Source organism: Clostridium saccharobutylicum DSM 13864 (assembly GCF_000473995.1).
Taxonomy (GTDB): domain Bacteria; phylum Bacillota; class Clostridia; order Clostridiales; family Clostridiaceae; genus Clostridium; species Clostridium saccharobutylicum.
Map to the genome: position 1 here is coordinate 2,913,925 of NC_022571.1, position 14,002 is coordinate 2,927,926.

A 14,002-nucleotide genomic window follows, 5' to 3' on the forward strand; every position below is an offset into this window, starting at 1 on the left:
TTTAAAATTATATAATTTAAAATTACAATAGGTTATCCTAAACTTCTATTATTAGCTCTTATAACTCTTCTGATAATTGACCTAGTAATTTAGCAGTAGAATTTAAATTTTCAATAGATTCTACTATTTTCTCTAATGCTGTTAATTGCTTTTCTGATACATTATCTACATTCGATACTTTTTCATTTATAATCTTTATTGAACTTGATATATCTTTTATAACAGTTTCAATTTTACCTATAGATTGGCTGGATTCATTAGATAATTTTCTTATCTCTTTTGCAACTACATTAAATCCCTTTCCTTGTTCACCAGCTCTTGCTGCCTCAATAGCTGCATTTAATCCTAAAAGGTTTGTTTGAGATGAAATTCCTTTTATGAATCCAACTATCTCATCAGTATGAGAGGTCATTTCATTAGCAGCATTAGTTTTCATAAGTATTTCTGTATTCATGCTCGCTAATTCTTGAAAACTTGCTGAAATATCATTTATTCCTGATGATATTTGTGAAACTGCTTTTATTAAATTTTCTGTAATACCAGTTACAGAATTTTTCTTTGAAAGACTTTTCCCAATTGCTATTGAACCTATTACTTTACCCTCTTCTTTTATTGGAATCATGTATGACTTAAATGCTACACCTAAAAATTCTTTAGGAATCTCTTCAATTACAGTTTCACCTTTATTCATAGCATCTCTAACAAATTCCCCAATTGGGTCTCCTTTTTTTATCTTAAAATCTATCTCTTTACTTCCTTTATAGTACAATACCTTTTCTCTATCTGTTAGCATTATTTCTATATCCTTATCAAAAAAAGTATCTATATATTGAATTGCATCATAAATACCACTTAACTGATTGTTTTTCAAATTTTCTCTTAACATTTTTATTCCACCTTTTCTGCATATACAATATCAAAAGCACATTGTCAAGTACTTCCATTTATGTTTTTTTGACACGATTCTAATTATATTGCATTTTCGCCCAAATTAAAAAACAATATTTTGAATTTACTACTTTCATTTACATTTTTTATTGGTTATAATGCCTAAAAATTAAAGTTTATATATTTTTCTATTTAGATAAAACCAAACAAAAAAGTTACTATCTAAATTGATATTTAGCATTATAAAATAAAAAATAATACGACCAATTAAGAAAGCAATTCTTCCCTTCTAGCGTATTATCTTATTAAAATTCATTACTTATGATAAGGCACATTCAAAAAATGATTATGACATTTTGGACTTGTTATTTTTTTCTTTATGTTCCTGTAGCCATATATTATATAAAGGATTTTCCCATTTTGAGCCATCCTTAAATTCTAAAGTCTTTACACATGCTAATATTGTTTTTATCTTGTTATCACTTGCAAGATTCCATCCATATTGTTCTCCCCAAGCCTCTCCTGGCATAATACTAATATTTTCGCCAGCACCTATAAATTCATAACCTGTATAATCATTTTGTGTATTCTTTATCTCAATAGGATTACCATTTTCATCATATCCTAAAATTCCAACAGTAAATTTTGTTATAATTTTTTGCGATTTATTATTCATAATAACTTGCATTTGGTCTGGATATAAATTTTTATTTGAAGTATTATTTACATGTATTTTTGTTTTCTCAATAGTCGCTAGAGATTCAGCTTCTACAGTATTGCTAAGTTCTTTAAACTTAGCTTGAGCTATTTCATAATGTTCACTATCTGATGATATAACATTGCTATACCCTTCAAGAGCAGTTGCGTAATCTTTCTCTTTTTCACCTCTTTGTCCATCGGCAAATCCTTTTTGAGAATCCATTAAAGCATTAATTTCCTTTATATAATTGCTTATTGTATCCTCCATCCCCTTTATATTTTTGAATTTTTGTAAATTAGATATTGCTAATGTACCATCTATCTGCCCATTCATAAATTGCTCTTTAATATCATTAACTTTATTATTGAGCATGTCCATTAATTTTGATTTGTCTTCATCCGTGCTAACTCTTCTAATTTGATTGAATGCATCACTATAATCATCTTTATTTAAATTATCCTGTATTTTTTCAAGATTTGTTTTACAACCTACTAATCCTGTCGTCAACGTAGTCACTAAAAAAATAATAAGAATTAACTTCTTTGAATTCTTCAAAGTTTGTTCCTCCTAGTCTGTTATCTTATTATAAATTATAACATTAATGAATTAAGCTGTAACCATCCAAGAAGTAATAATACCAACCAGTAATATTTACTAAATATTGGCCATATAATTAAATATAAAAACATTAAGTAATTCAATATTGATCTAGATAGGTCTACGTTTATATTATAAACTTTCAGTTAATATTACAAGGGGGTTAAAAAATGGATTTTATGTATATAAAGTATAAAAATAAAAAGAGGCACTCTATTATAAAAAATGGTGACAATATTTTAAATACAGATTCAACAATTATACCACTTAAGCAAAAAGAATTAAAAAATCCTTCTTCAATCTCTAATTCATTTTCAAATATAAAGAATAATACAACCGTAATTCCTGTAATAGAATTAAAGAAATATAATTCTTCACATGATAATGATAAAAATAATGAAATAACAAATTTTTTTCTTAATGCAATTCATAAAAATTACTTACGCAATAAAAAGTAATAAAAAAGGCGTACTCAAAAAGTACAGCCTTTTTATTGTATATTTACATATTTTCAATAAGTCTAATAATATAACTAAGAGTATGGAACTCCCTATCCACTTCAAACTTAATATAGTGAAGTCCTTCAATCAATGCTTCTCTATTAAATTTTTCGCATAAAATCATCAAAGATAATGTATTTATTTCTCCGTCCTTAGTATCAAATACTCTTGATTTTTTAATAAACTCATTTTCCATAGCATTTAACATAACTTTTTTTAATTCATCATCAATCTCTAGTTCTGGCATTTTTTCAAATATTCGTATACCTTTATTTTGTAAATTAAAAGTTTTTGCTTTAGTTAAATCACAACCTACAAAGATAGTATTAATAAAGCTTGCTTCACTAAAATCTGTACCATCTAAGCTTGCTCCTTCAAAAATAGTATTTTCAAATTTAGCTTCTCTAAATTTACAACCTTTTAGATTCGAGCCGATAAATTCTGCACCCTTAAAGCTACATCTAAAAAAATTACACTTTTTAAAATGTGCACCTCTTAAACTTGCATAATCAAAATGTGAATTTGAAAAATCGCAGTTATAGCATTTACTTCTTTTAAGATTTTTGTAAATAAAGTTCTTATTAGTTTTTTGTGCATTGTCATAATGAAAATTTTCTGGTGCACTTCTATTAATAGCCATTATTACCTCCATATAATATGTTTTATGATAAGCTATATTCACTTACTATTTCCTATCATATTATCAAGCCAGATTTAATAATAATCAAATTCTTTTATTATTATTAAAATATTCTAGCTTCTTTACAATATTATAGTTAGTATCAACAAAAGTCAATCTAATATACTGATAGCTAGTCACATAAAAATAAACAACAGGTCCAATTTAAAAATTAGATTTATAATTATTTTATGTTTCCTTCTAACCAGTTTATAAATTGTTTTGCTGTTCTCGGAGAACGTGCATTATGCCATCTAACCCACTTTAAGGCTTCTGCATGAAGATATTCTTTATCTACTTCAAGTCCACGAGCATCAACTATGCCGTCAATAATTTTTAAATATTCTTTTTGATCTGGAGAATAGAACGATACTGTAATTCCAAATCTATCTGCTAATGACAATTTTTCTTCTATAGCATCCTGTGCATGAACATCGTCATTTTCCCTTTCGCTAAAAGTTTCTTTTACTAAATGTCTTCTATTTGTGGTTGCATAAATTAATATATTACTCGATCTATTTTCTACTCCACCTTCTAAAATTGTCTTTAATGCAGAATAACTTGCTTCTCCCTCTTCAAAAACTAAATCATCTACAAATATTATAAATTTCAAATTTTTATCTTTAAGCACTCTAATTATCTTAGTAAAATCTACTAGTCTCTCCTTATCAACTTCAATAAGTCTCAAGCCTTTATGATAATATTCATTTATAATAGCCTTAACAGTTGAAGATTTTCCTGTTCCTCTAGATCCATATAACAAAAGATTATTTGCTGGATGTCCACTTAAAAATTGAAGAGTATTATCTATTATCGTTTCCTTTTGATCCTCATAACCTACAAGATCTTTTAATCTCACTGGATCTGGTGATTGCACTCCCCTTAGATATGTATCATTATCTTCATGTTCCCACACAAAAGCTCTATATTCACCAAATTCTCCAGTTCCATACTGAACATAAAAATCTATAATATCATTCAAGCACTCACCCCAATCTTCAGACATTATGATTTTAATCTTTAATCTGTCTATGGCCTTTTCTGGATCACAATTATTAAAATTATCTTCTAACTCTATAAGATTTTTTACTATATCTTCTTCATAATTCATTACTCTTGTTTTATCTAAAATTACTTGTTTAAATGTATCAGTTTCTATGTTACATATATATTGTAATACTTTTAGCTCATAACCTACCTGGTCTATAACATTCTTATTTGCCAAATCATTATGATCAATAATACAAGTAAACGGATTAGAGTCTAAAAAAACTTTATCCATAATATATTTCTTTAATGATGTATTCATCGATTTATTCAATAACTCATAAACAAAATCATTATAAAGACTCACACCTTCCCCTACAGATATTTCATTTTTACTTAAGCACTCTAGTAAATCCTTATATTTCTTTATTACACAATCATTTTTTAATTGCGTAAAAACACATAATGAGTTTATCATTATATTTGCTTTTTTAATTTGTTCAAAATTTTTACACATATGTTTTGCCCCCCCGAAAATATTGCATATTGCTTTGTTAAACATATAAGGTACCTAAAAAATAACTTTTCAGATATGTAACGTATATTTTTATCTTAACACCAAATACTATTGGTAATATTAATTTACATTTAATTAAAAATATATTAACATGCTGAATTATCATATTTTAAGTATGCCATATCCAAACAAATATTACTAAATATTATAGCACTTTAGATTTTTAATTCCAAACTTTTAATATTATTTTCAAATACATAATTCTATAATAATCTGACTCATGTATAAGTTTTCGCTTTTATTTATTTTTTACAATGCAGAATTTATAGTTGTATGATTTTACTCTTAATGTTATAATATGACTTGCGTTTTTACGTGGGTGGGCGAGGGAGATTTGAAAGTCAGGTTGAAAGGATGAAAAATTTTTTAAAATTAAAAGAACATAATGTTACAGTTAGGAGTGAAGCTCTAGCAGCATTAACATCATTTTTTGCAGCAGTTTATATAATAATTGTAAACTCTAGTATCTTAAGTGATTGTAATGTTCCTATGGAATCATTAATTATAGCTACTGTATTCTCATCAATAATCGGTTGTTTATTGGTTGGATTAATAAGTAATACTCCTTTAATTGTAATGCCAGGTATGGGGATTAATACATTATTCACCTATACTATAGTACAAACTTTAGGTCTTTCTTTTTATCAGGCTCTAGCTTCAGTCTTTATTGCAGGAGTGATTTTTACAATTGTTGCTTTAACTCCGCTTTCAAAAGCCCTAATGGAAGCTATACCACATAGTATGAAGGATGCTATAACTGTTGGCATAGGATTATTTATTACTTTTCTTGGACTTCAAAAATCTGGTATTGTAATCTCTGATTCTTCAACATTAGTTAAACTTGGGAATATAGCAAGTACTGAAGTTTTATTATTCATTGTTATTATGATCATTACTTTAATATTATTCTTAAAAAATATACGTGGTAATTTTCTAATTTCAATAATAATTGGTACTATTTTGGCTATAATATTTGGAATTGTAAATATAAATAATTTACACTACTCAATGCCAGACTTTGGAAGTTACAAAAACATATTCTTTAGTTTAAATTTCAATGCTATATTGAATATTAAATTTTGGATAGCTACATTTTCATTGACTTTAATATTAATTTTTGAAAATATAGGAACACTTCATGGACAAGTTTCCGGAATGTTAAATTGTCCTCAAAAAACTTCTAAAGCACTTTTAGGAATTTCGCTTTCTACTATAGCGTGTGCACTTCTTGGAAGTAGTCCTTCAGTCACTACAGTGGAAGGAACTGCTGGAATAGCAGACGGTGGAAGAACAGGACTTACCTCTATAATATGTGGAGTAATCTTTTTAATAGCATTATTTTTTATTCCATTCATAAGTCTTATTCCTAATATAGCGTTAGCACCAATCCTTATCATACTTGGATGTTTAATGGCACAAAACTTAAAAAATCTAGATTTTAATGATATGAGCGAATTATTTCCAAGTTTTATTACTATAGTTTCAATACCATTAACCTATAGTATAATAGATGGGATAGCATTTGGATTCGTACTTTATCCTATATGCAAAATATGCGTAAAAAAGGGTAAAGAAGTATCACTTCAAATGTATATTTGTTCATTAATATTCTTAGGTTATTTTATAGCTCAAAGCTTTATACATTAGTTAATATTTTATTTGAATATATCATTTTTTAAATTTATTCAAATCAATTTTGAGTTATATTTTAATAAATATATATAGTATTTAACATAAAAAAACCATATTAAACAGCTAAGTTTTAGTATGGTTTTTTATCATTTTAAAATATATTATTTTTGTTTAACATATACAAGATTATTCAATAAATGCTCTAACAAAAAGCTACTCAGTAAATAACTTTTCTCCAAGTAATGCATAACTTTGAAGTATAGTAAAACACTTAGCATCCATTTTTTCATTTCTTTCTAATAACTTTCTTGATTCTTCTTGTGATATAAGCATTGCTTCTATGCATTCATCATCTTCAAGATTTTTATCGTTTATCTCCCCTTCACATGTACAATAAGCCATCATCACAGATTCATCTGTCATTCCTGGTGAAAGATATAATTTATTTATTACTTTGATTACTTCTACTACCTTTAACCCTGTTTCTTCCATAAGTTCTCTTTCTATAGTCATTTTAGCATCTTCACCTGGATCTATTAATCCAGCTGTAAGTTCATACACATAACTGTTTATTGGAATTCTAAACTGCTTTATTATTACAAGCTTGTTAGATGGCTTATGTAAAGCAACAACAACTACAGCATCATCACAATCTTCTTTCCCCTTAAAAAATCTGTCATTTAAAACATCTTCATTTTTTCTTGATGCAATAGTCCACGTTTTCATATTACCTAACTTATTTTCATATTCTGCTTCATAAAACTTTAAAAACTTGGTTTCTGATAAAGTTTTTAATTTTTTAATTTTATTTTGTTTCATAACCATTTCATCCTCTCAGTATATTTAAATATATGATTATTAACTTATAATACAATTATACTTCAATTTAATTTTTAATTCATCTAAATTATGACTATATTTAGATAAATTTTACATATATAGTTAATCTTAAATGAATATTTACAATTAAAATCCAAACCATTTATATTATATATAAGTTCTAATTATTAAAATTAATAAATAATAAACATTGCTCTATACTTCCTTTGCTTAGACTTACAATTTATAAATAAAATCTTTTAGAACTTATATATTTATAATTATAGATTTTCATCAAAGTTATTTTTATTAAAAATATATGATTAAAAATAATTTTATGCATATTACATGTAAATTATAATAAAGAAGGCAGTTTTCAAAAAACCGCCTTCTTTATTATGTGCATTAACTTTAATGTTATACAAGCAATCTCTTGTATTTATTTTTAAGTAATTTTATTACAGGAACACCAACAATTGTTACAACCACAATTTCTCCTGCTGCTACTTCTAACATTGATAATATAATTGGTAATTGATAAAGATAATTAAGTTCCCATCCAATTATTAATCCATTAAATATAGTTGGCCAAAGTGATGCTATTATCAATGCTATATTATTGTTCTTTATATATTTTGATGTAAATGAAATAGCATAAACACTAATAAAGGTTGCAATAGTACCAAAAATCACGTCTGCTATCCCATTAGGTCCCAATAAATTTGCAATAAAACATCCAAGAGTAAGCCCTCCAATATAGAATGGATCAAAAAATGCTAATAAAACCATTATTTCAGATACTCTAAATTGTACTGCACCATAACTTATTGGTGCTAAACATAGTGTTATAACTGCATATATAGCTGCTATTATAGCTGTTCTAACTAATCTTTCCACTGTTTTTTCATTATTCATTTATAATTCCTCCACTTACTTAAAGTAAATTAAATTTAAATCAGTGAAATTCCTCTAACATTATAAAACACTATTTCGGTTAATTTAAAATTAATATAATATTTATAAATTAAATACTATTAAAAATAAAAAAATCGCAGGAAAATCCTACGATAAATAATTACAACAAAATAAAAGATATTCACATGATCATCTGTAAATGCCTAATATTTCACTTATTTAACCGTAGTTTTATTTATAGTCAGGAGGCTTTCGAACTGACTTATTATTAATAAAAATCCAATGTGCATTATACCATATATGCTTTTAAATTACAATTTAAAACATGTAAATATACTTATTTTTGTTAAATAAGCATATTCACTATATTCTACACATGAATTATTTTTCGAATTCAATTAAGTTCTCACCTAATTTTTTAATTCTAGCTAAAGAATATACATCATATCCCTTTTCTTTTAAAATTTGTGGACCAGGTTGAAATGACTTTTCAATAACAATCCCTATTCCAGCTACGCTGGCTCCTGCTTCTTCTACTAATCTTGCCGCACCTAATGCAGCTTCTCCATTAGCTAAAAAATCATCGATAATTAATATTTTATCTTCGCTATCAATAAATTTTTTAGATAATGTCAACTCATAATTCATATCTTTAGTAAATGAATGTACTGTTGTTTGATATACATCCCCACTTAAAATCTTTGATCCTTGTTTCTTTAATGTAACCATTTTTAATCCCATTTGCATTGCTGTCATAACAGATGGTGCAATCCCAGAACTTTCAATAGTAAATATCTTGGTAATACCTTTATCCTTAAAATAATTTTTAAAATATGTTCCCATTTCATACATCAACTCAGGATCAACTTGATGATTTAAAAACGAATCAACTTTTAACACATTTGATGATAAAGCATTTCCTTCTTCTAGAATTATTTTATGTAATCTTTCCATTAATTTTCCACCCCATTAAAATTATTTATATCTAATATGTAACTACTGCATCTTTAAATTATAAATTTTTCAAAGCAAATATAGAGGTGAATTCCTTTATATGTGAGAAATCATCATAAAAGTTACCTCATAGTCTGCTAATATACGGATAGCAGGTAGAAACTTTCCAACCATACATTTGGAAATATACGAGTTTGTGTATTATTTGTGGTTATTATATCATAGTTTGTCTGTTTTGTAAAAAACATTAAATACTATTGCTTGTATTCACTATTTGTCATTAATTTTTCACAGCTTAATACTTTCATAAGCATTTATATCACTGGATTTCACAAATGCATTTTTTATACTTTTGTAGACATTAATAAAAAGTGCCTTAAAATAATAATTATCTTATTTTAAAGCACCTTATATAAATAACCTTTTATTACAACGATAGTATCATTAGTTTATCATCTTGCTATAAAAATTATGTTTAAATATTTTAATTAACTATTGTTAACAATAATTAATTCACTTTACTTTGTAATTGTTCTAAATCATGTATTACCATATCTATAACTTCTATTTTAGATTTAGCATAATCATTATGTGGTAACCACTTTAATCCGCATTCTAAACATTCCTTTGTACTTTTATATTCTTGTAATAATTGTGTTATATTTTCTTCCATACCTTAACACTTCTCCTTTATATTAAATTTTTTATTGTATAATTACATATTATATGCTATTATCCATTATTTATTCACTGTATAATCCAATTTATACTAATTAAAATTTGAACACATTTATTATTATATCACATTTTCCTTTATATGGTAATTGTTTTTTTCGTAAATATACCATAATTATATTTTACCTTTTAACTTAAAATTCATATTTTTAAAATAATATTGTTCATTTTCTATTTTGTATAATTCCCAAAACATTTTATGCTTTTTAGCTTCATTATTAAAATTTTGCTCAATATTCTTATTGTTTTTTTTCAGATTGTTCAAAATTATATTTATATTGTTTCTCTTCCAATTATTATAGTTAAACTCTATTTCTGAAAGTATTTTATTAGTTGGTGCAAATTCAATATTAGGACCACCAAGATCTCTTTCTAAGTTTCTTATTGTATATGAATTCTGACCTGGATCTAAAATTATAAAATACCCATAATCAAAAGTACTTCTAATTAATCTTCCATAAATTTGTTTTACTTTTATACAAAGTTGAGGATAATTAACATCTTGATAACCCTTTTTTTGATATGTAGTAATTGCTCTTAAAATAGGAAATTCTGGACTGTAATTAGGAAGCTTATCAAGCATTACACAATTTAAAGCATCCCCTGGAACATCTATTCCTTCAAAAAATCCCTTACTCCCCAGAATTATCACGATTCTATTTTTATCGTTAAGTGCTCCAATAGACTTTTTATTTGTATGAACTTCAATTTTAGTACCTCTTGTCAGAATTTCCAACTCTTCATTTACAGCTAATCTTCTTGCATTATTATTAAATAAAACTAAAATATGACCATTTAATTTTTGTGCTGTATTAAATATAAATTTTGATATTTTTTTAATAAATCCTGATTCGTCATATCTTCCAACATTATTTAAAGCAAATATTTTAGTTCTATTTTTCAAATCAAAAGTTGATGGAATCAAAAATTCTTTGGCATTATTTTGGCCTAAATGTCTTTTCATTCTATTAAATGAATTTTCTATTCTTAATGTTGCAGATATAAATGTCGTACTTTTAACTTCCTTTAGCATATGTTCATTAACCAATTCCCCTACATTAAGTGGTATATTCTTCAAAACGAATGTCTTGTACTCTGAATCAACTTCTAATATTTTAGCATAATATGTAGATTTTTCTAAAAACTTATCTAAAATATCAAATGCTGATTTAAGCTTTGCTACATAGTCTGATATATTTTTATAATCAGTATCGCCATTTATTTCATCATCTTGAGTAATATTAGAAATGTAATCATTTATAAGCTTATATAATGGATATATACTTTCTTTTAATACCGATATTTCAGAACCTAAAACTTTTGTTATTCCTTGCAAATCTTCTCTTGGAATAAAAAATTCAGTAGTAAAATTATATTCACCACTTACAAGCCTCATGCTTCTAAAATCATTGATTAATATATTAATATTGACTACAATATCATTCACTAAATAGTTTAACTTATCCTTTTCTATAGTTTCTCTAAAACCAAAACTTGCATTTAAATTTAATAGCATAGCTAAAATACTTGGATGTCCTTTTTCTATCATATCCAATAATTCTAAAAATTCAAAAGAAGAAAATTCCTCTGCAAAAAAATCATAGCACTTTTCCATAAGATTATGTCCCTCATCAATTATAATATGATTTATTTTCTTCTTTTCACAATACGGCCAGCAAGATAAAAGAGAATGATTAATTACAGTTATATTTTCATTACGTAAATCATTATATCTTGTTCTTAAATAACAAGGCTTAATACATTTTTCTAATTTACATTGTTCGCTATCACAGTTAACATCTTTCAAATATTTATCCAGCTCAAAATGTTTTTGTGCCCAATAACTGATATTTTCTATATCCCCATATTTACCATCCTCGCAAAGTCTTCTAAGAAAAAGTAAAGCTAAATTGCCTTTTTCATCAAATTCTAAACTTTCACATTTATTCAATCTATCTATACAAAGATAATTACCTTTTCCTTTCATAGCTCCATAATTGAGCTTATCATCTAATCTCAACTTTTTAAGTATAGTAGGAATATCTCTTTCAATAAGTTGATTTTGAAGCTCCTTTGTATTTGTAGATATAATAAAACTGGAATCATCTTTTCTATTTTTTTGTTTATTTAAATATGTCTCTATCGCTGCTATGAGAACATATGCAAATGTTTTGCCACTACCTGTTGGCGCCTCAATAAAAATTCTCTCCTGTTTTTCAAAATTTTCTCTTATTTTTTTCGAAAATTCTTTTTGATCTTTTCTGTATTGATATCCAAAGTCTCCACCATTATTCCAAATATCTTCATGTTTTAACAATTCTTCATACAATGAATAATCTATCTCAACTTTTTTTAGCTTGACCTGATCCTTTGAGTATTCTTCATAATTAACATATGTATAATCTTCATCAATAAAAAATGGTGGCTTTAATAAATATTTAGTCCATTCCCATTTTTTTAGATAATTATAATCATTATTTAATACAAAATATAACGTTTTTTTCTTTTTATTTTGTTCTTCTCTTGCCCATTGTCTACAAAGAAGAGAATTAACAACCTTTAGAGTATCAATACAATCATCCAATGCTCTATGTAATTCGTTCTTATTTAAACTTGTGATTTCTTTAACTAATGAATCTAAATTAAATTCCTTTTTCCAAGGCTCCAAAATTGCTGCAAGTTCCATTGAATCTAATATTTTATTCTTTATTTCTGGAATATTGTATTCTAAAAATCTTCTTTCGAAATTTCCATTGTGGCAAATCAACGGAATATCTTCTAAAAACTCCAAAACTTCTGATTTTATTAAATTTAAACTTCTAGCTCCTAATAATTCTTTTTCCGTTAATCCGGTACAAAGATTATAGATTTCGATAGGTACTCTGCCTCTAGGTCTTATTAGAGTTTTATATGTAGTTATAATTCCATTTTTTATCTTTATAGCACCTATTTCGATAATTTCAGAACTTTTTTCATCAATTCCCGTAGTTTCAATATCTAAATATATTACATTATCTAAAATACTAGTTAATTGTTCTAACATGTTTTCTCCTGATTTGATACATACAATAATAAAAATATCACTTATACTATTGCATATGTCTTATTTTATACTTCTGATAGTTTAATTATAAATTTAAATATATATTTATAATATTAATTTTTCCCTATTCACTCAATTATATCATAGTATTTTATACTACTATTGATTATTTTCAACTTATGTGGTAACTTACCGAAATCATATACATATTTGTTCCATAGGACTTATGAAATTTTCGCTGGAAGATTCTAAATGTGAGCTTGTGTCCATTTCTGATTTTGGTTAATCACCACATAAGTATAAATCCTAAGTTGTTTATCTATATAAATAAACAACTTAGGATTTGGTTTTATTGTATTATATTTTAAATAGAAATTTTGTTGTTAAATTTAATAAGTTTAACACCAACGGCTTTCACTATCCTGTTTCTTTCTAACCTTACCTTCAAAGCCCTTAACAGTATAATACTCTGTTAATAGTGCTGGGTCATATGAAATATATCCGCCTTGATAATCGTAATATCCATCGTGCATATTAGGTTCATCAAAATTGTTTTTAATTTGTTTATTCATAATAACAGCACCCACTTTCAAATAATATTTTAATTAAAGTACCATAGAAAACTAAAATATTTTTAAATTTTTAATAGAGTATTTAGTTAAAATTTTATTTTCACTTATCAATATTTCCTTATATTTAAGATAAAATAAATTTAAATATTTTATTTTGAACAAGAGCACCATTGATTATTTGTTGCAGTTTTTTCATTCTTATGGCAAGACTCATCTTTGTCATAAGTTTTAGGTACTGATTCCCATTGATTATTTCCTTCATTTTTTAAATTTTCTTGTTGACTAGATGAACTAGAATCTTTTATATCCTTTTCACCACAAGAGCATCCACATGTATTTTTTGCATTATCATAATTTTTACTTTGGTTATTCATAATATACACTTCCTTTCTACAAAAATATAT

General features: G+C 25.8%; 13 protein-coding genes and 1 riboswitch. Of the genes, 2 read left to right on the forward strand and 11 right to left on the reverse strand.

What is annotated here, in order from left to right; translation table 11 throughout:
• Nucleotides 1–58: 58 nt before the first annotated feature.
• Entirely contained in the window at nucleotides 59–886 is an 828-nt protein-coding gene (locus CLSA_RS24330; protein WP_022746703.1) for a methyl-accepting chemotaxis protein, read from the reverse strand.
• Nucleotides 887–1,234: 348 nt separating this feature from the next.
• On the reverse strand, nucleotides 1,235–2,143 hold the full coding sequence (locus CLSA_RS12470) for a DUF5780 domain-containing protein (RefSeq protein WP_022746704.1): 909 nt from the start codon (nucleotides 2,141–2,143) through the stop codon (nucleotides 1,235–1,237).
• A gap of 212 nt (nucleotides 2,144–2,355) precedes the next feature.
• On the opposite strand from CLSA_RS12470, the gene CLSA_RS12475 reads away from it, so the two are divergent.
• The gene (locus tag CLSA_RS12475; RefSeq protein WP_022746705.1) at nucleotides 2,356–2,643 is read left to right on the forward strand and encodes a hypothetical protein; all 288 of its coding nucleotides are present in this window, start codon (nucleotides 2,356–2,358) and stop codon (nucleotides 2,641–2,643) included.
• A gap of 43 nt (nucleotides 2,644–2,686) precedes the next feature.
• Here the strand turns inward: CLSA_RS12475 and CLSA_RS12480 are convergent, their stop codons facing one another.
• On the reverse strand, nucleotides 2,687–3,325 hold the full coding sequence (locus tag CLSA_RS12480) for a pentapeptide repeat-containing protein (protein ID WP_022746706.1): 639 nt from the start codon (nucleotides 3,323–3,325) through the stop codon (nucleotides 2,687–2,689).
• Between the two features lie 223 nt (nucleotides 3,326–3,548).
• Nucleotides 3,549–4,868 carry an ATP-binding protein gene (locus CLSA_RS12485; protein WP_022746707.1) on the reverse strand — a complete coding sequence of 440 codons (1,320 nt, stop codon included), beginning with the start codon at nucleotides 4,866–4,868 and terminating at the stop codon, nucleotides 3,549–3,551.
• A gap of 414 nt (nucleotides 4,869–5,282) precedes the next feature.
• On the opposite strand from CLSA_RS12485, the gene CLSA_RS12490 reads away from it, so the two are divergent.
• Entirely contained in the window at nucleotides 5,283–6,575 is a 1,293-nt protein-coding gene (locus tag CLSA_RS12490) for an NCS2 family permease (RefSeq protein ID WP_022746708.1), read from the forward strand.
• Nucleotides 6,576–6,773: 198 nt separating this feature from the next.
• On the opposite strand, the gene CLSA_RS12495 is transcribed toward CLSA_RS12490, so the two are convergent.
• From CLSA_RS12495 to CLSA_RS12515, 7 genes are all read right to left on the reverse strand, one after another.
• Entirely contained in the window at nucleotides 6,774–7,379 is a 606-nt protein-coding gene (locus CLSA_RS12495) for an NUDIX hydrolase (RefSeq protein ID WP_041716264.1), read from the reverse strand.
• A gap of 417 nt (nucleotides 7,380–7,796) precedes the next feature.
• Nucleotides 7,797–8,294 carry a QueT transporter family protein gene (locus tag CLSA_RS12500; protein ID WP_022746710.1) on the reverse strand — a complete coding sequence of 166 codons (498 nt, stop codon included), beginning with the start codon at nucleotides 8,292–8,294 and terminating at the stop codon, nucleotides 7,797–7,799.
• A gap of 381 nt (nucleotides 8,295–8,675) precedes the next feature.
• The gene (locus CLSA_RS12505) at nucleotides 8,676–9,248 is read right to left on the reverse strand and encodes a xanthine phosphoribosyltransferase (RefSeq protein WP_022746711.1); all 573 of its coding nucleotides are present in this window, start codon (nucleotides 9,246–9,248) and stop codon (nucleotides 8,676–8,678) included.
• A 110-nt stretch (nucleotides 9,249–9,358) separates the two neighbouring features.
• Nucleotides 9,359–9,460: riboswitch (purine riboswitch) on the reverse strand.
• Between the two features lie 296 nt (nucleotides 9,461–9,756).
• A complete protein-coding gene (locus CLSA_RS23455; protein WP_022746712.1) occupies nucleotides 9,757–9,921 on the reverse strand; it encodes a hypothetical protein in 165 nt (54 codons plus the stop codon).
• Between the two features lie 177 nt (nucleotides 9,922–10,098).
• On the reverse strand, nucleotides 10,099–13,026 hold the full coding sequence (locus CLSA_RS12510) for a helicase C-terminal domain-containing protein (RefSeq protein WP_022746713.1): 2,928 nt from the start codon (nucleotides 13,024–13,026) through the stop codon (nucleotides 10,099–10,101).
• A 398-nt stretch (nucleotides 13,027–13,424) separates the two neighbouring features.
• A complete protein-coding gene (locus CLSA_RS23460) occupies nucleotides 13,425–13,598 on the reverse strand; it encodes a hypothetical protein (RefSeq protein ID WP_022746714.1) in 174 nt (57 codons plus the stop codon).
• A 149-nt stretch (nucleotides 13,599–13,747) separates the two neighbouring features.
• Complete coding sequence (locus CLSA_RS12515; protein ID WP_022746715.1) at nucleotides 13,748–13,972, reverse strand: hypothetical protein; 225 nt, start codon at nucleotides 13,970–13,972, stop codon at nucleotides 13,748–13,750.
• Nucleotides 13,973–14,002: the final 30 nt, after the last annotated feature.